Origin of the sequence: Flavobacterium sp. YO12 (genome assembly GCF_004119495.1) — a bacterium.
GTDB lineage: Bacteria > Bacteroidota > Bacteroidia > Flavobacteriales > Flavobacteriaceae > Flavobacterium.
In genome coordinates, this window is sequence record NZ_NRQU01000002.1 from 125,669 (window position 1) to 149,749 (window position 24,081).

Below are 24,081 nucleotides of genomic sequence, written 5' to 3' on the forward strand. Positions count from 1 at the left end.
CTGAAATATCTTCAGAAGCTTTTTTAGTGCGGATAATAGGACTCGAACCTACACGCCTTGCGGCACCAGATCCTAAGTCTGGCATGTCTACCAATTTCACCATATCCGCGTAATTGTGGGTGCAAAGATAAGCATACTTTCGAATATTCAAAGAAAAATTTCAAAAAAATTATTAATTCTCTTTTTTGTACTTTTGGATTTCTATAAAAATAATTTAAATGGAAAATATTAAGTCCTACGTTCAACAACATAAAGATCGGTTTATCAATGAATTGATCGAATTATTAAAGATTCCGTCGGTTAGTGCTGACACCGCATACTCACAAGATGTTATTGATACAGCAGAGGCTGTAAAAGAAAGTTTATCAAAAGCAGGCTGCGATTTTGTCGAAACTTGCGACACTCCAGGTTACCCAATTATCTACGGAGAGAAAATTATAGATCCAAATCTTCCAACGGTTTTAGTTTACGGACATTATGATGTTCAGCCGCCAGATCCATTAGAATTATGGACTTCACCGCCTTTTGAACCGGTTATCAAAACTACAGAAATTCACCCAGAAGGTGCCATCTTCGCGCGTGGAGCGTGTGACGACAAAGGTCAGATGTACATGCACGTAAAAGCGCTTGAATTAATGGTACAAAGCAACACTTTGCCTTGTAACGTAAAATTCATGATCGAAGGTGAAGAAGAAGTAGGTTCGGCAAGTTTAGCTTGGTTCGTAGAACGCAATCAGGAAAAACTGAAAAACGACGTTATTTTAATTTCTGATACGGGAATGATTTCAAACCAACAGCCATCGATCACGACTGGTTTAAGAGGTTTGAGTTATGTTGAGGTTGAAGTTACAGGTCCAAACCGCGATTTGCATTCTGGTTTATACGGTGGAGCGGTAGCAAACCCAATTAATGTTTTGGCAAAAATGATCGCTTCGCTTCATGACGAAGACAATCATATTACGATTCCAGGATTCTACGATAAAGTTCAGGAATTATCTGCAGAAGAAAGAGCTGAAATGGCAAAAGCGCCTTTTAGTTTAGAAAAATATAAAAAAGCTTTAGACTTAAATGATGTTTACGGCGAGAAAGGTTATGTAACGAATGAGCGCAACTCAATTCGCCCAACATTAGACGTAAACGGAATCTGGGGCGGTTATACTGGCGAAGGTGCTAAAACGGTTATTGCGAGTAAAGCTTTTGCTAAAATCTCAATGCGTTTGGTTCCAAATCAGGATTGGGAAGAGATTACAGAATTGTTTACAAAACATTTTACGAGCATTGCACCAGCTGGAGTTACAGTAAAAGTGTCGCCGCATCATGGAGGTCAAGGTTACGTAACACCAATTGACAGCATTGGATATCAAGCTGCAAATAAAGCGTATACTGAAACGTTTGGGGTTCCTGCAATTCCGGTTCGTTCAGGAGGAAGTATTCCAATTGTGGCTTTGTTTGAGAAAGAATTAAAAAGCAAAACGATTTTGATGGGATTTGGTTTGGATTCTGATGCAATTCACTCACCAAATGAGCATTTCGGAATCTTTAATTACTTGAAAGGAATTGAAACGATTCCGTTGTTTTACAAATATTTTGTGGAATTAAGTAAATAAGAGTTTTGCCGCGAAGACACTAAGAGTCGAAGTTTTTTTAAGATTTACTTTGTAAAAGTTTTAAATTTTGAAAAAGTTGAATGTTATAAATATAGAATCCGTTCAGAAATGAGCGGATTTTTTTTTTTTGAAAAGTTCAAAGGTTTTTTCAATTGCCTCCAGCTTTAGCTTGGGGTAATTTATTTAGGATTATTCTCTGTTTCTTGGAATTTTACTTTCAGAATCTTTGTCAAAGTTTTAAGCTTTGACAAAGAAGGAAAAGGTCTTTGTTCCTTTGAATCTCTGCCTCTTTGAGCTTAAAACCTTAGTCCCTTAGTAACTTAGAATCTCAGAACCTTTTTTTTAAAAAAACTTGCATATTAAAAATTTAACTCTACATTTGTAGAGCAATGTCTATAAGTGTAGAATTTAAATAATATGAAAAACCTATTTTTAGTATTCTTTTGCGGACTGATTCTTTTGGGTTGCAAGCCCAAAGCAATTAATCAGAAGATTGACAAGAAAAAAGAAGGCGTTTGGATAGATGATTATACACTGGATAATGTTAGATATAAATCGTATGAGTATTACAAACACGATGTGCCGGTAAAAAAATGGAAATCATATATAGGCGGAAAAATTTATAAAACGGAGAAGTATAAAAATGGATTTTGTATTTTAAGGGTCTATTATGAGAATGGAAAATTAGAATCAAAAGGAAAAACAAAATTAGAGTTTGATGGAGCCTTGGCGCATTGGTTTTATTTTGGAGAATGGAAATTCTATTCGGATAATGGAAAATTAAAAGAAATTAGAAACTATGATAACGGCAAATTAATATCTGAACAAAAAATAAAATAAATCACTAATCAATTTTGATCTATGAAAATAATAATTGCTTTCTTTTTTATTACGCTGAATATTGGTCTGATACAATCTCAGACTTATAGAGATTTTGTAGCAAAAGGAGCTTCTTGTTATAATGTAAAAGAGTATAAGAACGCCGTTTCTTATTATGAAAAAGCATTTAAAATTGAACATAAATCATCTTCAGATTTGTACAATGCAGCTTGTGCGGCGGCTTTAAATAATGATGATAAAAAAGCTTTTAAGTGGCTGGATTTGGCAATTGATAATGGATATGAAAAAATTGCACACATTAAAATAGATAATGATTTGAAATCGCTGCATGATAAGAAAGAATGGGAGCAGACAATTGCTAAACTTCAGAAAAAAATAGATATTTTAAGCGTCAATTATGATAAACCGCTTCAACAGGAACTTTTGGATATTTATACGGAAGATCAAGGTATTCGAGGAGAATTTATGAAAGTTTATAAAGACCCTTCGTCTGATAAAAGAAAAATTGACAGTATTGGTAAAATAATGAACAAAAAAGACAGTATTAATCTGGTAAAGGTTATGAAGATACTGGATGAAAAAGGCTGGATTGGAAAGGACAAAATAGGAGCACAGGCAAATCAAACCTTGTTTTTGGTTATTCAGCATTCTGATTTAAAATATCAGCAAAAGTATTTACCAATGATGAGAGAAGCTGTGAAAAAAGGCAACGCAAGCCAAGCGAACTTAGCATATTTGGAAGATAGAGTTGCTTTAAGAGAAGGTAAACATCAAATTTATGGAAGTCAGTCAGCAAAAAATAAAAAGACAAATCAATGGTATATATCGCCTTTGATAGATCCAGATAATGTAGATAAAAGACGTGCTGAAGTGGGACTTGGTCCTATTGCCGAATACGCAGCAAAAATGAATATCGATTGGAATCTTGAAGCTTATAAGAAGCAATTACCTGAATTGGAAAAACTTGAAAATATTAAACAATGACACAATTATCAAACTCAGAAGAACAATTAATGGAGCATCTTTGGAAGCTTGAAAAGGCTTTTATGAAAGATTTGCTAGAAGCATATCAGGAACCAAAACCGGCAACGACAACCGTTGCAACACTCCTGAAACGTATGATTGATAAAAAATTTGTTGCATATAACGAATTTGGAAACTCTAGAGAATATTATCCTCTGGTTAAAAAAACTGATTATTTCTCAAAACATGTAAAAGGATTGATTAATAATTTCTTTAATAATTCGGCCTCGCAATTTGCTTCGTTTTTTACAACCGAAACAAATTTATCAGCTTCTGAACTGGAAGATCTTAGAAAAATAATTGATTCAGAAATTCAAAAAAAGAAAAAATGACAGCCTTTCTTATAAAATCGACAATAGCCTTGTGTGTGCTTCTTGGAGCTTACCATTTGTTTTTAGAAAAGAAAAATTTCATAAGTTTAATAGGTTTTTCTTAATTTTTAGTCTTCTAATTTCTTTTGTATTGCCTTTTATTACAATTGAAATTATACAAGAAGTGGCAAGTACGGCAAATAAAAGTATAGTAGTTCCTGGGCAGATTACAGCAAGTGTTGTAAAAGAGGAGACTCCTTTTTACTTGATTTTCGGCTGGGTTTTATATGGGATAGTGACTGCTGTTTTGTTTTTTAGATTTACGGTCAACTTGTATAAATTGATAAAAAAATCAAAAGCGGGTGTAAAAATAAAACATCAAAAAGCAACATTGGTTTTGTTGCAAGAACAGACACTGCCCTATACTTTTTTGAACACCATTTTTATAAATGAAATGGAGTACCAAAACAATAAAATAGAAACTGAATTATTTACGCACGAATTAATTCATGTCAATCAGAAACATTCTCTTGATATTTTACTCATTGAAATAATTAAGAATGTTTTTTGGTTCAACCCAATTTTTATCTTCTATAAAAAAAGCAATACAACTCAATCATGAATTTCTCGCTGATGAAAAAGTTGTAAAATCACATAACAATGTTTCGTTTTATCAGAACTTATTACTGTCTAAAGCGAATCAAAATCCGGTATATTACTTGGCCAGTAATTTGAACTATTCTGTAACTAAAAAAAGATTAATTATGATGACAACTACAACATCTCCTTTGAGGGGATTTTTTAAAAAGACCATTCTTTTGCCATTATTTACTGGGCTTGTGTATTTTTTATGTACTAAGACCGTAGCGCAAGAAGCGAAAGCAAATAATGAAACCGCGCCAAAAAAAGGTTTCTATGCGGCTTATTACGATAAGACAACTTTTAAAATAAAAAATGATAAAGGGGTTGTTGTGACGGAAAAAAAATACAAAGAGCTTACTCCGGCAGAAAAGAAAGCAGTGCCGAATTTATTAGGTGGATTAAGTTCTTTTCCAACTAAAGATGAGATCGATGCGAAAATCGAAAAAGGTGGTCCGGATACTATAGAAATTGATTTGTATGACCCTAAAAATCAAAAAGTAAAAAAAGCGGAAGGTACTATTTACAATACAAATGAGTTAACTGAAGATCCAACTTATCCTGGAGGAATTGAGGCGTTTTATAAGTTTGTTGGACAGAATTATAAAACACCTGTGACTCCTGTAGATGTAAAATTAAAGGGAAAGGTCTTTATTACTTTTGTAGTAGGAAAGGATGGGGTTTTAACGGATTTTAAATTATTAAGAGATGTGGGATACGGAACAGGTGATGAAGCAATTAGAGTGCTTAAGCTTTCTCAGAACTGGATACCGGGTAAAGTTAACGGTGAGCCGGTTGCTACGATGTACAGTTTGCCAATTACGATTCAATCTGAAAAATAATTTTTTTTGAGGTGCAAAGGTTCAAAGTTACAGAGGTGCAAAGGCGCTGAAGTAAAAAAAAACCTTTGTCACTTTGTACCTCTGAACCTTTGTCCCTTTAAAAACAAAAAATCCGCTTTCAGAAATATCTGGAAGCGGATAAATAAACTAAAAAAAAATTCTAAAAAATTCTAAAAAAAACCAACTTATATCAGATTTAAAATAAATCTGGATTATATCCAAAATAAGGCATAGTTTGTTCGTTAAAAATAACTCCATGCTCTTCTAATTCATTTAAAATAGGCGAATAAACTTCTTTTTTAATAGGAAGTTGAACCCCTGGGGTTGTGATTTTTCCGTTCAAAATCAGTAAAGTTGCCATTGCAACAGGAAGTCCAACTGTTTTTGCCATTGCAGTATAAGTTTGATCGTCGCCAATACAGACCATTTTCGAATCGATTTGCTCTTTTTTGCCGTTTAGCTCGTATCCAAATTTATGATACATGACAATCATGTCTTTATCTTCTGGTTTCAGAGCCCAGCTGTCCGTTAGTATTTTTTCCAAAATTTGAGCGGGAGTAGCATTTGGCAGGTTTACTTTTTTGTCTGGATTAAACAAATCCAATTCTAAAAGTTTATCCCACATAATATCGTCTTGATCAATCTTTAAAATCAATCGCGTTTTAATTTCCACAGAATCCGTTGGGTGATATGGAAGAAAAGAGTTCACAAATTGTCGGTAACTCATATTTTCAGAATCTTCCATAATATAGCTGTCGTCTGTCATGCCAAGCTGTACGAACATATTCCATGCTTTAGAAAAACCTACTCTTCTTATTGTTCCTCTGTATAAGGTTAGAATATCATCTAAGCCATATATAGATCTATATTTAAGAGAATCTCGATTAGAATAAGCTTCAAATTTCCCGTAATCTTCTACTTCTAGAAACTCAGTTCTGCGAAATAAAGCACTGTACGGGATATATTTATAAGTTCCTTCTTGAATAAATTTTGCTGCACCGCCTTGTCCAGCCAAAACAACATTTCGAGGCGCCCAGGTAAATTTGTAATTCCATAAATTATTATCGCATTCAGGGGCGACCAAACCTCCGCAAAATGATTCGAAAAGAAGCATATTACCTCCTTTTGATCTAATTTCGTCAATAACTTTCATGGCGCTCATGTGATCGATTCCGGGATCAAGACCAATTTCGTTCATGAAAATTAAGTTGTTCTTTTTTACTTCTTCATCAAGAGCCTGCATAGCATCGCTTACATAAGAAGCAGTAACTAAATGTTTTTTAAATTGAAGACAGTCTTTTGCTATTTCAATGTGTAAATGTGCCGGAAGCATTGAAATTACAATCGATGCTTTTTCAATGGCAGCTTGTCTTTCGTTTGTATTAAAAATATTTAAAGCAATTGGAGTTGCGTTAGGATGATTTTGTGTTTTCTTTTCGGCTAAAGCCAAAGATAAATCGGCCACAACAAGATGCAGGTTTTCACTTTCAGATTTTGAAAGTAAATAGCGAATTAAAGAAGATGCTGATCTTCCTGCTCCAATTATTAAAATGCTTCTCATAACTTAATTATTTAACACAAACATATTAAAATGTTATAAATATAACAAATATAATTTTAAAAATGATATTTTTTTTATTCGCAATGAAACTCATAAATGCAATTAATAATTGAAATATCTTTAAAAGTAAAATGAAAATTGGATAGGAAGAGGTATTTTTGTGTAAATATTAAAAGTTTATAAAAATGAAAAGAAAAATAGTTTTAACAGGCGCTTTTATTGGAATGATTGCCATTATTTTTGGAGCTTTTGGAGCACATTTATTAAAGAAATATTTGTCGATTGAAGAACTAAATACTTTTGAAGTTGGTGTTCGTTATCAAATGTATCATGCGCTTTTTTTACTTTTTCTTTCAACAAGAAAGGAAATTGCCGAAAAAACTGTTAAAACAATCTATAATCTGGTAGTTGCAGGGGTAATTCTATTTAGCGGATCTATCTATTTATTAGCAACAAAAAGCCTGACGGTTTTTGACTTTAAAATTATTGTATTCGCAACACCTTTGGGCGGTTTCTTATTAATTCTTGGTTGGTTGGTGTTATTTCTTGCTATTTTGAGGAAAAAATCATAAAATCTCGAATAAAAAATTCTATCTAAAATTAAATCTTTAATTTTGTCTCATAAATAACATATAATGTTACTTGTGTGAATTTTTATTGCTTTTTGTCAGCATCGATAAAAAATATAACAATTTACAAACTTGAGATTAATGTCTTAAGTATCAAGTAAAATTATATTTGTGCACCAAAAAAATAACACACACAACATTAAATTTTATGGACAATAACACACTTTTTGCGCAATCGATTTCGTTAAAAGATTTAGGGATAGAAAATGCAACGGTTCGGTACCAGTTAACTGCAGATGAACTGCATGCTATAACTGTGCAGTCAGGACAAGGTGTTGAAGCCTCTACAGGTGCTTTGGCAATCAACACAGGTGAGTTTACAGGACGTTCTCCACAAGATCGTTTTATTGTAAAAGACAGTATAACTGAGGATAAAGTTTGGTGGGGAAATGTAAATATCCCTTTTTCGCCAGAAGCTTTTGATAAGTTATATAATAAGGTAACAAAGTTTTTATCAAACAAAGAAGTATTTGTTCGCGATTCTTACGTTTGTTCTGATAAAAATTACAGACTAAATGTTAGAGTAGTTACAGAAACTGCTTGGTCAAACTTGTTTTGCTATAACATGTTTTTAAGACTTGAAGAGTCTGAATTAGCAAGCTTTACTCCAGAATGGACGGTAGTTTGTGCACCAAGTTTTATGGCAGATCCTGCTGTAGACGGAACACGTCAGTCTAATTTTGCTATTTTAGATTTTACTAAAAAAGTAGCACTTATTGGAGGAACAGGTTATACAGGAGAAATGAAAAAAGGAATTTTTTCAGCTTTAAATTTCATTCTTCCAGTTTTCAAAAATACACTTCCAATGCATTGCAGCGCCAATGTTGGTAAAGATGGCGATACTGCTATTTTCTTTGGTTTATCTGGAACAGGAAAAACAACTTTATCTGCAGATCCAGAACGTAAGTTAATTGGAGATGATGAACACGGATGGACTGCTGAAAATACGGTTTTCAATTTTGAAGGCGGTTGTTATGCTAAAGTAATCAACTTATCTGAAGAAAATGAACCAGACATTTTTAGAGCAATCAAAAAAGGAGCGCTTTTAGAAAATGTAGTTTTCAAACCGGGAACAAACGAGGTAGATTTTGATGATGTTTCAATTACTCAAAACACTCGTGTAAGTTACCCAATAACACATATTGACAATATTCAACCGGGATCTATTGGACATAATCCTAAAAATATATTTTTCCTTACAGCAGATTCATTTGGAATTTTGCCTCCAATTTCTCGATTAACTCCAGGACAGGCGGCTTACCATTTTATCTCTGGATATACTGCAAAAGTAGCAGGAACCGAAGCTGGAGTTACAGAACCACAGCCTAATTTCTCTGCTTGTTTTGGAGCGCCTTTCATGCCTTTACATCCAACAAAATATGCTGAAATGTTAAGCAAAAAAATGAAAGATGCTGATGTAAAAGTTTGGTTGATTAATACAGGTTGGACTGGCGGAGCTTACGGAACAGGAAGCCGTATGAAACTTAAATTTACACGTGCCATGATTACCGCTGCATTAAACGGAGAATTGGATAATGTAGCGTTTAAAAATCATGACGTATTTGGAATTGAAATTCCTCAAGATTGTCCAAACGTTCCAGTTGAAATTTTAAATCCCAGAAATACTTGGGATGACAAAGATTTATACGATAAAAAAGCGTTGGAATTAGCTCAAAAATTCAAAGCTAATTTTGCAAAATTTGAAGAATTTGCCAATGCTGAAATCTTAGCAGGCGCACCGATTATAGAATAAGAATAAGGGGGATTTTTTTAATTCAAATTAAAAAAGCTGTTCGTTACGAACAGCTTTTTTTGTTTACATTCTCGGTCTCAGTTTACGGTGTCACCCTGAGCGAAGGCGAAGGGCTTTTGCGTTACGAGGGCTTCGACTTTGCTCAGCCTGACAATTTTTAGTTTGCAGTATTCAGTCTCAGTTTACAGTCAGTTTGGAAACTGAAAACTGAGATTGAGACTACGACCGTGTACTGCGACTGAAAACTTATTTCTTTTGAGAATCAATACGTTTTTGGATTAAATCCCAAGTGTAGTAATGAAAAGTCATTCCATTGCTCATCGCTACGAAAAGTCCGTTTTTGTATTTTGGTCCTAAGTTTACACTTGTAACATCAGCGCCATCACATTCGATTGTTGAAGTTGGAACTTCTGCTAATAAAGGGTGGTTGTTTGGATTTCCGTTTGCACCTTCTCTCGGATAAACCATAAAAGAGTTTGCTTGTTGATTAGATACTAAAATGTAACCTGTAGAATCTGTTTTTTTGTAGATTGCAATTCCTTCATGATCTGCTTTGAAATCTTTTTGACCAAAAAAAGCTAATTCTTTATTGTCATTTAAAGCAGGATCAGCTTTGTATTTTCTAATTCCAACTTGCTCGTCGCAATAGTAAACAAAACCTAACTCGTTATCAACTGCAATAGCTTCGATTTCTTTTTTCCCGCTGTAAGTTCCAAATTTGCGAACCACTTTTGCCGCAGCAAATTTTCCGTTTCCAGAAAGTTCGTATTGCCATAAATAACTTCCAGATGGTCCTGTTTTTCTTCCCACAATAGCAAAAATCTTTTGATCGCTTGGTCGTGTGTATAATGAAACTCCCATAGGGTCACGTAAAGACTCTCCTTCAAAAACTTCGATTCCGCCATTATCAATAGGTTCTAAATCCGGCAGACTAAAGATTCTAATTTTGTTGCTTTCACGTTCTGTTGTAACCGCAATATCTACTTTTTTTCCGTCGATGATTAATCCATAAGCGATATCAACATTATTAGGACGTTTTAGAGTAATTGATTTTTTAAGAATTTTTCCATTCAAATCAAAAGCATATAAAGCTCCATCAGAATCTTTATCTGTTCCCACAATAATACTTTTTGAAGCATCAGTTGGGTGAATCCATATCGAAGGATCATCAGTATCATGAGGCAAGGCTTCGGTAACAGTTGTTGGTTTTACTGCATTTGGTTGAATTGGAGCTAATTTGTCGTCTTTACAAGCAGTAAAGGCAAGGCTTATAAGTAAGAAAGCAAGTATCGATTTATTTTTCATTTTGGTATTTTATTTTAAATGAATTAGACAGAACCGCTAAGTCCTGTCTAATTTAGTAGTTTTTATAATTGATTTTACAAGTCTAGTTTCAATCCAAAATTGTAACGAGCTTGGTAATATTCAGCTTGTTTAGTGTGAGCAGAAACTCCTTGATAGTAACGCAAAGGCTGATTTGTTAAATTGTTTGCCTCAGCAAAAACACGAAGCTGTTTTGTAATTTTGAAAGAAGCATTTGCATCCAAGAAAAACTGTTTGTCATAGTAACTGTCTTTGTAAGATTCTGAACCTAATTCATCTAAATAATCAGAAGTAAAGTTGGTTGAAATTCTAGCAGAGAAACGTTTGTTTTCCCAAGACAAAGATCCGTTAAACATATGAGGAGTTGTTCCGGGAAGACTAATGTTGTTTCTTTCGTTTCCATCTTCATCAGAAATTCCTTTTGCTTTAGATTTAGTGTACGTATAGTTTAAATAGATACCAAAACCTTTTAAGAATTTACCTGGTAAGAAATCTAACTGACGTTGAAAAGCAACTTCAAAACCGTAAACATCAACTTTATCACCATTTCTAGATTGTAAAAATGACCAGTTTTCGCCAGCAGGAATTGGGTTTATCTGATTTGGAAAATCAGCAGCAAATTTTACGCTGTCGTATTGATTGTCGCTGTAGTTATAGATAAAATCATTTAATCTTTTGTAGAAAACACCTCCAGAAATCAAACCAACTGATTTGAAATAATTCTCGGCCATGAAATCATAATTGTAAGAGTAAGTAGCGTCAAGATCAGGATTTCCTGCAGTGATTTCTTTATCAGCGGCAATATTGTTTACATAAGGTGCCAGTGCATAGTAGTTTGGTCTTGCCAGCGCCGTTGTTGCAGCTGCTCTTAAAACTAAATCTTTAGTAGCATTATATTGGAATGAAATACTTGGTAATAAATTAGTGTAAGAGTTTGTAGTGTTGATTTGGCTTTCTAATTCCTCTTCGTCTAGAACTCTGTTTCCTGTATAATCAATGTGCGTATTTTCAACACGGAAACCCAAAACCATAGAAAGTTTATCGTTAAAGTCTTGATCCCATCTCACGTATGCAGCGGTAATTCTTTCTTTAGCATTATAGTTTACAGCTAAATATTCAGCCGGATCAGTTTTTTTGTCAAATAATGATGCATTGTTTAAATCCAAACTTCCTAAGAAATCTTTAGAAGCAAAAGTTCCCGGTACATACTTACTTCCTGGATTAAAGTTTTTTCCATCAAAATAACTAGTTGGAACTTCAGATAATAATTCCATTCCGTCATTGATTGGTTCGTAAGAATAGAAATTATTGTTTCTTTCTTTTTCCTTCAAACGTAGTCTAAGTCCAGTTCTAAGTCTTCCTTTTTCTCCTGCAATTACTGAGAAAGGAAAACGGATATTTACTTTAGCTCCAAATTCACTTTCGCTTGTTTCATCTGTGTTTTCTGTAACAGAATCAAATTTGAATTTATCTGTAGATTCTCCAACAGTTGTCAATAAAGGAAATCTTGGATCAGATAAATCTTCCATCATTTCTAAACCTTTTTGACGGTATTCGATGTAACGTTCTTGCGGACGATATTCTCTAGCTTTTGCATAGTTTGCCGACCAGTCTAAATCTAATTTTGAGTTAATCAAATGTTCTCCTCTAATAGAATAATTTTGTACACGCTGATCTTCTAATCTTCTGTTTTTATTTCGGTTATTGTCAACACCACCTTTTGTTTGACGTTTTACACGACCTTCAAAACCAGTAATTTTTTCACCATTATAAATTGGTTCAATATCATCATAAGTAGTTCTGAAACGATTTTCTCTATCGTCTCTCCAGTTATAAATAGCATTCGCAAAAATGGTATTGTTTTCGTCAAATTTATAATCTAAAGCAACAGATCCGCTTCGGCGAATACGCTGTACATCGTATTTTCTAATCTCAGAAGCTTGAAGATATTCATTTCCGAAATCATCCTTTACCCATTCGTTTTCGATATTATCAGAACCATAATCAACATTGTTGTACGATCCGCTGAAAACAGCACCAAGTTTGTTATCTAAAAAGCGATTTCCATAAACAAAACCTGCTGTATAAGAAGCGTGTTCACGAATTGGTAAATAACCTCCAGCTAAAGTTGCCGAGATTCTTTCTCCATTTGGAGTTGCTCTTGTAATCAAATTTACAGAACCTCCAATTGCATCAGCATCCATATCTGAAGTCAAAGTTTTGTTAACCTCAATAGTCGAAATCATATCAGACGGAATCAAGTCCATTTGTACATTTCTATTGTCTCCTTCTGCAGACGGAATTCGGTCACCATTTAAAGTAACTGAATTTAAAGATGGAGCAAGTCCTCTAATGATAATGTTACGAGCCTCACCTTGATCATTTTGCATTGTAATACCTGGAACACGTTTTAAAGCGTCACCAACATTGGCGTCAGGAAAACGTCCCACTTGATCAGATGAAATTACGTTTCCGATATTTTTATTGTTTTTTTGTTGATTCAAAGCTTTAGCCTGACCTTTTAAAATGTCGCCTACTACAACTTCATTAAGTTCAGTTCCTGAAGTTTTAAGAGCAAAATCAAGTACATTATTTTTGCCTTGCTCAACAGTGATTTCTTTTGTTATTGCCGTGTAACCAATATATTTTACTTCAACTTTATAAGTACCAGCATTAATGTTTAATAATTCAAAACGACCGTTGTAATCTGAAACAGTGTATTTATTTTCACCTGTTATTTGAATCATTGCACCCGGCAGAGGAAGTTTGTCGTCTATATCTAATACTTTTCCTGATATTATTGCTTTTTGAGCAAACCCAGAAAAGGTCAAAAATAAAAACGTTAGTAATAAGTAGAATTTTTTCATTGTTTTTTAGTTTGATTTTGGTTGCGAAACTAGAACCTAAGTATTACTAAAAGCCTTTAAAAAAATTAACAAAAGGTTATAATTAATCAAATATGGCTGAAAATTATTAATGTTAAAATAACATTTATTACACAGAGTTTTTGTTCCAAGTAAAAAGAAATCAAGTATTTATCTCAGATTTGAATTTTTGGCGTTAAATTTGCCTTATCACACGAGCCCGAAGGGCGAACTGACGAAGTAATCATCAATCAAAAATCATCAATCATGTTAAAACAATTTTTCATCTTATGTTCTGGAGCCGACAGAGATTTACTCGAAGGCTGCTCTGAAGGCGAACAAACCAAATATGTTGGTATTGGCGCCACCGTTTTTTTTACTGCTGTAATGGCGTTTTTAGCCAGCGCATATGCACTTTTCACTGTTTTTGACTCTATTTATCCAGCTCTGATTTTTGGATTTGTATGGAGTTTATTAATCTTCAATCTAGATCGTTTTATTGTCTCTACAATTAAGAAGAGAGATCGTTTTTTTGACGAATTTCTGCAGGCAACACCTAGAATTATGCTGGCAATTATTATTGCGATCGTAATTTCGAAACCATTAGAGATTAAAATTTTCGAAAAAGAAATAAATACGGTTTTGTTGAAGGAAAAAAACGAAATGGAATTGGCCAATAAAAAACAAATTGGAACCTATTTCAAATCAGATTTAGATAAAAACAAAGGAGAGATCGCTGCTCTAAAAGCTGATATTGCAAAAAAGGAGAAAGAAGTTAATGCTTTATATTCAACTTATATTACAGAAGCGGAAGGAACTGCTGGAACTAAAAAACTGGGAAAAGGACCTGTTTATAAAGAAAAACGCGAAAAACACGATGCCGCTTTAAAGGAATACGAAACTCTTAAAGCAGCAAACGAAGCAAAAATTGCAGAGAAAGAAAAGGCAGGCGTACAGCTTCAGGCTGATTTAGACAAAAAAGTTTCGCAGACACAACCTATCATAGAAGGTTTTGACGGATTAATGGCGCGTATAAATGCGTTGAATAAGCTGCCGTGGTTACCGTCGTTTTTTATAATGTTATTGTTTTTGGCAATTGAAACGTCTCCAATTATAGCCAAATTACTTGCGCCAAAAGGCGAATTTGATTTCAAACAAGAAGAAGCTGAAACAGCTATGAAAGCGACTTTGGCTCAAAATAAATACCAACGTGATTTATTAGTTAAAACGAGTGCAGAAATGCATGATAAAGTTTATGCTGATATTGCCGAAGATAAAGGACTATTTGATTTACAGCGAAAAAACGCAAAGGAATTACTGGAACTGCAGTCGCATAAATTTGTAGAAAAACAGAAAGCTACACTTTAGTCAGAAAGTTAGAAAGTCGAAGGTCTGAAAGTCGAAGTAGAAACTTAAAAAAGTAAAAGCCAGAAATAGAGATTCTATTTCTGGCTTTTTTATTTGAGACAAAGTCAAAAGACTTTAAGACCTTCGACTTTTGACTTTAAGACTTACATATAACTTAAAATCTCTTTTTTGAAAGTATCGTATTCACCTTGCATGATTAAACCATTATCAAGAAGTTTTTTGTAATTCTGTAATTTGTCAAAAAGCTCTTCTTTAGATAAATCAGCTAATTTGCGTTCGCCGGCAGGCTGACTTGGTTGAGTTGGAAGCGGTTCAAACGTTTCAGTATAAGTTGGTGCCGCTGGTAAAATTTCAGCAAAATTGGTTACTTCTTCCGTTTCAACTTCTTCAACCTCTTCAACTTCATCGATTTCTTCTTCGTATTCTGGCTCAACAATTTCTTCAACTGGTGTTGCCGTTACAACTGGATTTTTTAAAATATCTAATTGCTCTTTAGCATAAGTGAAAATCTTTCTAGCCTGAATTTTCGGAATATAATCTATAGAAGCTTGAATATCTGTTTTAGTAGAAAAAGAAAATTCTGAACCCAAAATATTTTCTTTTACAAAAGTACCAACGATTTCATCCCACGTATAATCTGTAAAATCCATCGAAAGACCTAAGTTTTTAGGCTTACAAATAATAATACGTTTGTTTGTTAATACTATGCTATCAGGAAAAACAGTAATTGCAGGTTTTTTTTGAACGGCTATATATCCAACTTCTTCACCTTTCATCAATAAATCTGTAAGTTTTGAAGTGATTTTTTCAATCGCTTTTGGATCTTGTTCTTCGTTCAGAAATTTTTTAAATTGTTCTTTCATATTTTTATAAGTTGCTAAGTTACATAGTAACTGAGTTGCTAAGTTTTTTTCTTACCGTGCAAATGTAATGCCTAATTTTCTAATTGCTCCGCCAGTTCGGTAAAAAAATTACCCCGGGTCGATAATTTCGTTCTGAATTTTCTTTGTCAAACTTTTGAAAACCAATTCGTACGAATGATCAATTAATTCCTTTACGAATTTAATGGGTAAATTTCCATTTAAAGCAACCGTATTCCAGTGCACTTTACTCATATGGAATCCGGGTTGTATTTCATCGTATTCGGCTCTGAGTTCCTGTGCACGTTCGGGATCGCATTTTAAATTCACCGATTGTTCGTTTTTCTCCCATTGTGATAGAGAAGATAAAGCAAACATTTTTCCGCCCACTTTAAAAACCAAAGTATCTTCATCAAAAGGAAAATGTTCGCTTACACCTTTTTTTGAAAGACAATATTCATAAAACGTTTCTAAATTCATAACTTCTTATTTACCAATTTCACCTAAATGTGTGTATTTAAATCCTTTTTCATATTTCAATCCGTAACCAAATATTCGATCCATTGCCGAATGTGAAAATAAAATAATTCCAGCTAATTGAATACTTTCAATGCTGAAATAACATCCTAAACCATAAATTAAAAGTGCAATTCCTTTATGATGAAAAAGATTGTACAGAAATGCACCAGTTTTATTCCCCAAAGCATATCCAATCATAGATAGATCTGGAGCTAGAATTAAAACTAAAAACCACCACCATTCATAACTTAACCGGTTAAAAAGAAAAATTCCGAAAATAAATAAAGCCGCTTCTTCGAGTTTTAAGACTGTTTTCATTTGACTATTTTTTCCATCATTTTTTCAGGATGATTCAGTTTTGTAAATCCAAATTTCTCGTATAAAAAATGAGCATCGGTAGTTGCTAATCGCCAAAGCTTGACATTTTGAAGCTGCGGTTCGTTTATCATTGTTTCGATTAAAATCGAAGAATATCCTTTTCCACGGTGTTCTTCTGTAATAAAAACGTCCATTACATAAGCAAAAACGACATAATCGGTAATCACGCGCGCAAAACCAATTTGTTTGTCGTTTAAATAGATTCCAAAACAAAATGAAGCATCGATTGCAGTCTGCACTTCTTCAATAGTTCTAGGTGCCGCCCAATAAATAGCTGCCAAAAAGTTTTGTATAAACGAAACGTCGAGTTTGGTTTTATCTGTTGAAACAGTAATCATAGTTTATTGTTTTTTGCCACAAATTGTACAAATTTCTTTTTATTCTGCCACAGATTAAAGGATTAAAATGATTCAATCTGTGTAAATCTTCTAATCTGTGGCAAAAAAGTTTAATTAGTGTAAATTTGTGTAATTCGTGGCAAATATTTAAATCTTATATAAAATTGGTTTTGATGGACTTGCGTCATTTTCAAACGAAGCGATTTGAAGATTTAGTATATAATCACCATCTTCAATTTCATCTGGAACATAAATCATTTCAGTAATTGTAGCATTTAGGCGTGCATCAGAATTTAGATTAACGGTATCTTTTACATTCCAAAACGCTTTGTGGGCTAATAATTTTCCTTCGTCATGTTCTTTGTCAACGCTTGGTAAATCAATCAAAAGATGTTGAATTTCGCTTTCGCGGATAAATACTGCAGCTTCTTCAGACAAATAAGGCGGATTTGTATTCGAATATTTTCTTGATTTTTTTTCCTTTTGGTTTGGAAGTGTCCTAATAATTAAAGCCTCAATTGTCACATTGAGCGAAGTCGAAATGTGTTCTTTCGTAATCACATAATCATCTCCAATTTTATCAGGTTCAATCGTAATCAATTTAGCAAAAAAGAAAAACTGTTTCAGTGATTGATTAATACTGTAAAAATCATTCGTAATATGTCCTAAACATTCCGTGTGCGTTCCATGCCCATGCGGATTGAAGAAAATGTTATTAAAATTTGTAGAAGATTTCCCTTCAGAAACTTTTCCAATCCAGTCCCCAAAAATAACAGGTTCAATAACTGGTTTTTCGATATACCAAGCAATCGGGTTTTCGTCTGTATTGGTCAATGGAATCGATATATCAATAGGTTTTGATAAGTCGATTTGATATTTATTGTCTAAAAGTGCAAGCATAATGGAACACGGATTTTACGGATATTCTAACGCAGATTTTACGGATTTATCAGCGTTGCTTGCATCCGTTTTATCAGCGTTCAATTTTTATTCTTCCAAATTTAAATAAAATAAATCTGAAGCAATTCCATCCGTTAAGAATTTTCCTTTTGGAGTTGGTTTTAAAATGTTGTTTTCAATAGAAAGTAAATCGTCATCTAAAAATTTCTGAGATTGTTTTTTGAGATAATTCAAATATTCCAAACCAAATTCCTTTTCAATACGATCTAAAGAAACGCCCCAAATGGTTCGTAATCCCGTCATTATATATTCGTTATAACGATCTGAAATGGTCAAAATTTCCGTTTCTATTGGAAGTTCACTGTTTTGAATAGCTTTTAAATACAATGAATTATTGGCAATATTCCAGCCTCTTTTTTCGCCGTCATAACTGTGTGCCGAAGGTCCGATTCCGATATATTTTTTCCCCAGCCAATAAGCCGAATTGTTTTTGGAGAAGTAATTCTCTTTTCCAAAATTGGATAATTCGTAATGAATAAACCCATTTTTCTGGAGCGTATCCACCAAAATCATAAAATGATTCGAAGCCGCTTCGTCTTGCGGTTCAGCAATTTTACCAGTTTGAATTAATTTGCTTAAGGCCGTTTTTGGTTCAACCGTTAAAGCATAACTCGAAATATGTGGAATACCAAAACTTAAAGCTGTTTCAATATTTTGTTTCCACATTTCGTCAGTCATTCCCGGAATGCCGTAAATTAAATCAAGCGATATATTATCAAAATACTTCGTTGCTTCTTCCAAACATTTTTTGGCTTCCGCCGAATTATGAGCGCGATTCATCATCTTCAAATCTTCTTCATAAAAAGACTGAATCCCAATGCTTAATCTATTTATAGGGCTTTTAGATAATTCTAGAATTCGTTCAGCAGACAGATCATCTGGATTAGCTTCAAGTGTAATTTCTGGATTTTCGACAACTTTATAGTTTTTATAAACTTCAGAAATTAAAAAGTTTATTTCGTCATTTGATAAAACTGAAGGAGTTCCTCCGCCGAAATAGATGGTTTCAATTTCGTTGTCACTTCGAGCGGAGTCGAGAAGCTCATTTTTGCGCATGGCAATTTCTTTAGCCAAAGCCAAAACCATCTCGTCTTTCTTTTTCATCGAAGTAGAAAAATGAAAGTCGCAGTAATGACAAGCCTGTTTGCAGAAAGGAATATGTATGTAGATACCGCTCATTTTTTTAGTGTTCAGTGTTCAGGATTTAGTGTTCAGATTTTAGTGATCAGTGGTCAGGTTTTTGGTGTTCAGTTTTTTACCAATTTACAAACTGAACACCAAAAACCTGACCACTGATTACTCTTTCCTGACTCCAAACTTCTCTGGGTTTAAAAGCATATAGTTTAATAATTTACCTATTTCAATACTTTCAGATAAAAGTTCATTATAGTATTCGTTTGAAATATATTTACAAGCAAAAGCAAATTCAAGCCAAACTTGTGTCTCAGAATTTTCGCCATCAGAATCGGTTAATTTACTGTAAAAATGTTTTGGATAAATACGTTTTCTGTAAGCTTCGGCAATAGTAACTGGAACACTTCTAGATGAGCGTCTTATCTGATCGGTTAATGAATAAGTTTCTTCTTTTGGAAACTGTTTTGTAATATTGAATATCTTCATTGCTAAAGAAAAAGACTTTTTGTAAGCTAATAAATCTTGAAATCTCATCATTTTTTTATTCATAACGATTTTTCTGTAGGAAAATTACAAATAAAACAATAATTATTTTCGACCTAATAATTGAATACTAAGAACTGATCACTAAAAATCTGACCACTGATCACTATTTTTTCACTCGTTCCTCATTTTGTTTCACAAAAGCGTCCCAACCTGAATAACTTTTCCCAGCAACGACTTTTCCTGAATTAAAGAAATGACAAACTGCAGCCGCCAAACCATCTGTTGAATCTAGGTTTTTAGGTAATTCTTTTAAACCTAAAAGCTGTTGCAGCATTTTAGCGACTTGTTCTTTACTGGCATTTCCGTTTCCGGTAATCGCCATTTTTATCTTTTTTGGTTCGTATTCAGTAATAGGAATATCTCTCGAAAGTCCTGCTGCCATTGCAACGCCTTGTGCACGTCCTAGTTTTAACATTGATTGTACGTTTTTGCCAAAGAAAGGCGCTTCAATTGCAATTTCGTCTGGATGATGCGTTTCGATTAATTCTATAGTACGTTCAAAAATAATTTTTAGTTTTTGGTAATGATTATCGTATTTGGACAATTGCAATTCGTTTAATTGCAAAAACTCCATTTTTTTATTGATAACTTTTATCAGTCCAAAACCCATAATTGTGGTTCCAGGGTCAATACCTAATATGATGCGTTCTTTTGTCAAGTGTTTTTTGTTTCAAGTTTCAAGTTTCAAGTTTTTTGATAATCAAAACGATTCATTTTTTCATTTTCAAATTGCCACATTTTCAAATTGCTTACTTTTGCGGCATGATTTCAATTCCTCACAAAGCTAAGCAATTCCTTGTTCTTCTAATCAAACTTTTGATTGTTGGCGGCGCATTTTATTTTATTTACAATCAGCTGGCAAACAATGATAAATTAGACTGGCAAAAGTTTATTGTTTTGTTTCGAAAAAATCAGTCCGTTTTAGGAATTGGATTTATATTGCTTTTGAGTGTTTTGAACCGTTATTTTGAAATTTTAAAATGGCAGAATCTCGCACAAGTGATCCATAAAATTTCAGGTTACGAAGCTACAAAACAGGTTTTGGCCGCTTTAACGGCTGGAATTTTCACGCCAAACGGAGTGGGAGAGTACGCTGGGAAAGCATTGTATTACCCAAAATCTGATGCAAAAAAAGTAGTTTTCTTGAACTTAATCTGCAACGGAATCCAAATGATTTTAACGATCATTTTTGGGATTTTTGGATTGCTGTATTTCAATGCACAATTTAATGTAATAACGACAAAAACGGTTTTAATTTTGTTTGGAGGGTTTTTACTGATTTTGATTGTTTTATTTTCGATAAAAAAAATAAAAGTAAAAGGATATTCAATTGAAAAACTGATTCATAAAATCAATGAAATTCCAAAGTCAATTCACCAAAAAAACATCTTTTTAGGAATTTGCCGTTATTTGGTTTTTTCACATCAATACTACTTTTTGTTTTTAGGTTTTGATGTCGATTTACATTATTTAACTTTGATGGCAGCGATTACGTCTGTTTATTTTTTGGCTTCTTCATTGCCAACATTTCAATTTTTAGATTTTGCTGTAAAAGGAAGTGTTGCTATTTATTTCTTCGGAATTCTAGGCGTAAATGAGTGGATTGTAATTTTTATAAGCACGTTAATGTGGTTTCTAAACGTTGTTTTGCCAGTAGTTTTGGGAAGTTACTTTGTATTGAATTTTAAAACTAAAACAGCAGAATGATTTTTGCGTTATTCTTGTTAACAGCAATTTATGTTTTTAGCATTAGTTTACTTGTTTATGGTTTTTTTAAAGTAAAGCAATATCAAAAAACAGATTTAAGTTTAAAAACAAACTTTACGATTATAGTTCCGTTTCGAAATGAGAAAGAAAATCTTCCACATCTTCTACAGAGTTTTTCAAATCTAAATTATCCAAAAGATTTATTCGAAGTAATTTTAGTCGATGATTCTTCAAATGAAAAGTTTCAAGTTTCACATTTTACATTTCAAATTTTACAAATAGAAAATATCCGAATTTCAAATTCTCCCAAAAAAGACGCGATTACAACTGCAATGCAGCATGTAAAAAAGGATTGGGTTATTACAACAGATGCTGACTGTATGGTGCCTGAAAACTGGCTTTTAACTTTTGATAATTATATTCAGGAGAATAAAGTTTCAATGCTTGCAGGAGCTGTAACTTACGAATGCGAAAATTCGTTTCTAGACCATTTTCAACAGCTAGATTTAACCAGTTTACAAGGCGCAACGATTGGAAGTTTTGGTTTGAATAAAGGGTTTATGTGTAATGGCGCTAATTTTGCCTACACAAAATCAATATTTGAAAAGCTGAACGGATTTGAAGGAAATGATAAAATTGCCAGCGGAGATGATGTTTTTTTGCTTCAAAAAGCGATTGAAAAATTCCCAGAAGAGGTTCATTATTTAAAGGCTAAAGAAGCAATTGTAAGTACAAAACCAACTGAAACTTGGAAATCTTTGTTTTATCAAAGAGTACGCTGGGCAGCCAAAACAAGTTCTTATAAAAGTAATTTTGGAAAGTTTTTGGGTTTAATTGTTTTCTTTGGAAATTTGAGTTTTGTAGTTGGTTTTTTCTACTTCCTTTTAGGATTTTGGTCTTATTCAGTATTTGTTTTACTTGCGTTTTTTAAGTTTTCAGTAGATTTCGTACTGCTTTATGCAACCAATAAGTTTTTATCAAAAAATAGAATAAAAAGTCTTTTGTTAAGCAGTTTGCTATATCCTTTTTTTAGTTCAACAGTAGCTTTGTACAGCTTATTTGGATCTTATGAATGGAAAGATCGACGATTTAGAAGCTAAAACTTATTTTAAGAAAACTATTTCTCGTCTTTTGCTTTAAGAATAACAGGTAAAATAAATTGTGTTTTTACTGGAATACCGCGTTTTATAGCAGGATTTATTTTTGGGAAATTAACTAAACGTGCGTGAAGAATACTGTCAATTTTTATAGTATCATAAGCAACAGAATCTTTAGGAAACTGAGGTTCAAATTTCATAACAGCATTTGGAAAAATGGTCACTTTTACCTCAATAGTATCGAGTTCAGGATACATAATAGATAAGCTGTCGACGTTTAATTTTTCTTGAATTAGAGTTGACATAACATCAAAAAAACACTTTTGGCGTTGTTTTTTATCGGTGATTTTTTCACAATCAGCCACCGTTGGATATTCATCAACTTCTTTCCAGTTTATAGATTTTAATTCTTTTTGAAGCAATTCTTTTTCAGACGGAACCTGCTTCTCAAAATATTGACAAGAATTAAAAAAAAGAATAATTAAAAGAAGGAAAAAATGTTTCAAGATTATGACGTTGTATTGAACAATGAAAAATAGGGTGTAAAAATACGATTATTTTTTTTGAGAAGCTTTGTATTGAAGATAATCTTCATAGCGCTCTGAAAGCCATTGTTCTTTGTTTTGTTCTGCAACTTGCTTTTGGTCAGGATATAAGTGAGCAAGGCGATCAGAAAAAGCGGCAATTCTAACGGTGTAATTATAAAATTCTGTTTTACTCAGAACAATATTAGGATCGTTTTTCCGATTAAAAAATTCAAAGAAAAGCGTGTCAAATTCTTTCATTGAGAAATTTTGAACTTTTTTCTTATTACTTTTATAAATGCTGTCCTGAAGAAATTGATCTTCAGGTGAAAGTTTTTTTGTTTGCGCGCATAAATTTATGCTGATCGAAAAAAACAGAATTAAAAAAACAATAAATTGTGAGAGACGATTCATTTACTAATTTCGCTGCAAGTTTGTAAGCACAAAATTACAAAAAAAATATATGGATTTATTATTGTTGACGCTTGGTTTTATATGTATCATCATTGGCATTTTTGGAAGTTTTTTACCTGTTTTGCCCGGTTTGTCAAGTTGTTGGGTTGGTCTGCTTTTATTGTATTTAACAAAAGCTGTTGAGAATAATTATTGGGTATTAGGAATTACATTGCTGCTGACCGTAATTATTACAGTTTTGGATTATATAATTCCTGCTAAGGGAACGAAAAAATTTGGAGGCAGTTCTTACGGAGTTTGGGGAACTAATATTGGGTTGGTAGTTGGAATTCTTGCACCTATTCCGTTTGGTGTCATTATCGGTCCTTTTGTTGGTGCTTTAATTGGAGAAATGCTTTATGATTCTAAAAATCATCAGCGTGCTTTTAAAGTAGCTACGGGTTCACTTCTTGGCTTTTTAGCTTCTAGTTTTATAAACTTTATGTTTTGTATGATTTATCTAGGTATTTTCATAACGATAGTTTGGCAGAATCGTTCATTATTGTTTTAAATGTTAAAATTTATTTAAGCTTTTTCTTATTTTTTGATTTTTCTCGATTATTTTCTTAAAATTTTATTTTTTAGCTTGCTTCTCAAGGCTTTATGTTTATTGAGACTTGCGCAATTTTTTATAAATGCGTATAAATGTCATCGGTAAAATTTTAACTAATTTTTTGGATATGTTAGAATATTTTATATTTTTATCACGATAAACGATAAAAAGCCTCACTTTGTCGATTATTTTGAATGACTTTAAATAATTATTTTTAATAAGTTAATAGTATGACCCCAAACCTACAAATTG

The 24,081-nt window shown here is 33.0% G+C and carries 25 protein-coding genes and 1 tRNA gene; 12 read left to right on the forward strand and 14 right to left on the reverse strand.

The window, feature by feature from the left end; genetic code table 11:
• Window positions 1-27 precede the first annotated feature (27 nt).
• Window positions 28-109: transfer RNA gene (locus BOW55_RS01210), tRNA-Leu, on the reverse strand.
• Window positions 110-218: 109 nt separating this feature from the next.
• Here BOW55_RS01210 and BOW55_RS01215 point away from each other — a divergent pair.
• The 6 genes from BOW55_RS01215 to BOW55_RS01240 all read left to right on the forward strand — a co-directional run bounded on the left by BOW55_RS01215 (window position 219) and on the right by BOW55_RS01240 (window position 5,262).
• Window positions 219-1,607 (forward strand): dipeptidase, encoded by a 1,389-nt coding sequence (locus BOW55_RS01215; protein WP_089055944.1) that lies wholly within the window; start codon window positions 219-221, stop codon window positions 1,605-1,607.
• 417 nt (window positions 1,608-2,024) lie between these two features.
• Window positions 2,025-2,447, forward strand: a complete 423-nt coding sequence (locus BOW55_RS01220) for a hypothetical protein (protein ID WP_129022622.1) — start codon at window positions 2,025-2,027, stop codon at window positions 2,445-2,447.
• 21 nt (window positions 2,448-2,468) lie between these two features.
• On the forward strand, window positions 2,469-3,431 hold the full coding sequence (locus BOW55_RS01225; RefSeq protein ID WP_129022623.1) for a DUF6624 domain-containing protein: 963 nt from the start codon (window positions 2,469-2,471) through the stop codon (window positions 3,429-3,431).
• Entirely contained in the window at window positions 3,428-3,802 is a 375-nt protein-coding gene (locus BOW55_RS01230; protein ID WP_129022624.1) for a BlaI/MecI/CopY family transcriptional regulator, read from the forward strand. The genes BOW55_RS01225 and BOW55_RS01230 overlap by 4 nt, the downstream gene beginning before the upstream one ends.
• A gap of 130 nt (window positions 3,803-3,932) precedes the next feature.
• Complete coding sequence (locus BOW55_RS01235; RefSeq protein ID WP_129022625.1) at window positions 3,933-4,403, forward strand: hypothetical protein; 471 nt, start codon at window positions 3,933-3,935, stop codon at window positions 4,401-4,403.
• Window positions 4,342-5,262, forward strand: a complete 921-nt coding sequence (locus BOW55_RS01240) for an energy transducer TonB (protein ID WP_241686440.1) — start codon at window positions 4,342-4,344, stop codon at window positions 5,260-5,262. Before BOW55_RS01235 ends, BOW55_RS01240 begins: the two co-directional genes overlap by 62 nt.
• A 196-nt stretch (window positions 5,263-5,458) precedes the next feature.
• Here BOW55_RS01240 and BOW55_RS01245 read toward each other — a convergent pair whose 3' ends face one another.
• Complete coding sequence (locus BOW55_RS01245; protein WP_129022626.1) at window positions 5,459-6,823, reverse strand: saccharopine dehydrogenase family protein; 1,365 nt, start codon at window positions 6,821-6,823, stop codon at window positions 5,459-5,461.
• Window positions 6,824-7,008: 185 nt separating this feature from the next.
• On the opposite strand from BOW55_RS01245, the gene BOW55_RS01250 reads away from it, so the two are divergent.
• Window positions 7,009-7,395 carry a DUF423 domain-containing protein gene (locus BOW55_RS01250; RefSeq protein ID WP_089052459.1) on the forward strand — a complete coding sequence of 129 codons (387 nt, stop codon included), beginning with the start codon at window positions 7,009-7,011 and terminating at the stop codon, window positions 7,393-7,395.
• A gap of 205 nt (window positions 7,396-7,600) precedes the next feature.
• Entirely contained in the window at window positions 7,601-9,205 is a 1,605-nt protein-coding gene (gene pckA, locus BOW55_RS01255; protein ID WP_129022627.1) for a phosphoenolpyruvate carboxykinase (ATP), read from the forward strand.
• 246 nt (window positions 9,206-9,451) lie between these two features.
• Here the strand turns inward: pckA and BOW55_RS01260 are convergent, their stop codons facing one another.
• Together BOW55_RS01260 and BOW55_RS01265 are read right to left on the reverse strand one after the other, a co-directional pair.
• The gene (locus BOW55_RS01260) at window positions 9,452-10,510 is read right to left on the reverse strand and encodes a phytase (RefSeq protein WP_129022628.1); all 1,059 of its coding nucleotides are present in this window, start codon (window positions 10,508-10,510) and stop codon (window positions 9,452-9,454) included.
• A 74-nt stretch (window positions 10,511-10,584) separates the two neighbouring features.
• Window positions 10,585-13,395 carry a TonB-dependent receptor gene (locus BOW55_RS01265; protein ID WP_129022629.1) on the reverse strand — a complete coding sequence of 937 codons (2,811 nt, stop codon included), beginning with the start codon at window positions 13,393-13,395 and terminating at the stop codon, window positions 10,585-10,587.
• 264 nt (window positions 13,396-13,659) lie between these two features.
• Between BOW55_RS01265 and BOW55_RS01270 the strand changes: the two genes are divergently transcribed.
• Window positions 13,660-14,760, forward strand: coding sequence for a DUF4407 domain-containing protein (locus tag BOW55_RS01270; RefSeq protein ID WP_129022630.1), 1,101 nt, complete (start codon window positions 13,660-13,662; stop codon window positions 14,758-14,760).
• Window positions 14,761-14,903: 143 nt separating this feature from the next.
• Here the strand turns inward: BOW55_RS01270 and BOW55_RS01275 are convergent, their stop codons facing one another.
• The 8 genes from BOW55_RS01275 to ruvC all read right to left on the reverse strand — a co-directional run bounded on the left by BOW55_RS01275 (window position 14,904) and on the right by ruvC (window position 20,153).
• Window positions 14,904-15,623 (reverse strand): PH domain-containing protein, encoded by a 720-nt coding sequence (locus BOW55_RS01275; RefSeq protein ID WP_129022631.1) that lies wholly within the window; start codon window positions 15,621-15,623, stop codon window positions 14,904-14,906.
• A gap of 108 nt (window positions 15,624-15,731) precedes the next feature.
• Window positions 15,732-16,100: an MmcQ/YjbR family DNA-binding protein gene (locus tag BOW55_RS01280; protein ID WP_129022632.1), complete on the reverse strand. Its 369-nt coding sequence runs from the start codon at window positions 16,098-16,100 to the stop codon at window positions 15,732-15,734.
• A gap of 6 nt (window positions 16,101-16,106) precedes the next feature.
• Window positions 16,107-16,457, reverse strand: coding sequence for a DUF4260 domain-containing protein (locus tag BOW55_RS01285; protein WP_129022633.1), 351 nt, complete (start codon window positions 16,455-16,457; stop codon window positions 16,107-16,109).
• Window positions 16,454-16,855: a GNAT family N-acetyltransferase gene (locus tag BOW55_RS01290; protein ID WP_129022634.1), complete on the reverse strand. Its 402-nt coding sequence runs from the start codon at window positions 16,853-16,855 to the stop codon at window positions 16,454-16,456. Before BOW55_RS01290 ends, BOW55_RS01285 begins: the two co-directional genes overlap by 4 nt.
• Window positions 16,856-17,002: 147 nt before the next feature.
• Entirely contained in the window at window positions 17,003-17,755 is a 753-nt protein-coding gene (locus tag BOW55_RS01295; protein ID WP_129022635.1) for a cyclase family protein, read from the reverse strand.
• 87 nt (window positions 17,756-17,842) lie between these two features.
• A complete protein-coding gene (hemW, locus tag BOW55_RS01300; RefSeq protein ID WP_129022636.1) occupies window positions 17,843-18,994 on the reverse strand; it encodes a radical SAM family heme chaperone HemW in 1,152 nt (383 codons plus the stop codon).
• 117 nt (window positions 18,995-19,111) lie between these two features.
• Window positions 19,112-19,483: a four helix bundle protein gene (locus BOW55_RS01305; RefSeq protein ID WP_089052718.1), complete on the reverse strand. Its 372-nt coding sequence runs from the start codon at window positions 19,481-19,483 to the stop codon at window positions 19,112-19,114.
• Between the two features lie 115 nt (window positions 19,484-19,598).
• Complete coding sequence (gene ruvC, locus BOW55_RS01310; RefSeq protein WP_089052719.1) at window positions 19,599-20,153, reverse strand: crossover junction endodeoxyribonuclease RuvC; 555 nt, start codon at window positions 20,151-20,153, stop codon at window positions 19,599-19,601.
• Window positions 20,154-20,257: 104 nt separating this feature from the next.
• On the opposite strand from ruvC, the gene BOW55_RS01315 reads away from it, so the two are divergent.
• Window positions 20,258-21,202 (forward strand): lysylphosphatidylglycerol synthase domain-containing protein, encoded by a 945-nt coding sequence (locus BOW55_RS01315; RefSeq protein WP_129022637.1) that lies wholly within the window; start codon window positions 20,258-20,260, stop codon window positions 21,200-21,202.
• Complete coding sequence (locus BOW55_RS01320) at window positions 21,199-22,302, forward strand: glycosyltransferase (protein WP_129022638.1); 1,104 nt, start codon at window positions 21,199-21,201, stop codon at window positions 22,300-22,302. The genes BOW55_RS01315 and BOW55_RS01320 overlap by 4 nt, the downstream gene beginning before the upstream one ends.
• Before the next feature lie 17 nt (window positions 22,303-22,319).
• Here the strand turns inward: BOW55_RS01320 and BOW55_RS01325 are convergent, their stop codons facing one another.
• Window positions 22,320-22,805 (reverse strand): hypothetical protein, encoded by a 486-nt coding sequence (locus BOW55_RS01325; protein WP_089052473.1) that lies wholly within the window; start codon window positions 22,803-22,805, stop codon window positions 22,320-22,322.
• A gap of 48 nt (window positions 22,806-22,853) precedes the next feature.
• Window positions 22,854-23,084, reverse strand: a complete 231-nt coding sequence (locus BOW55_RS01330; RefSeq protein WP_129022639.1) for a hypothetical protein — start codon at window positions 23,082-23,084, stop codon at window positions 22,854-22,856.
• 202 nt (window positions 23,085-23,286) lie between these two features.
• Between BOW55_RS01330 and BOW55_RS01335 the strand changes: the two genes are divergently transcribed.
• Window positions 23,287-23,787 (forward strand): DUF456 domain-containing protein, encoded by a 501-nt coding sequence (locus BOW55_RS01335; RefSeq protein WP_129022640.1) that lies wholly within the window; start codon window positions 23,287-23,289, stop codon window positions 23,785-23,787.
• Window positions 23,788-24,081: the final 294 nt, after the last annotated feature.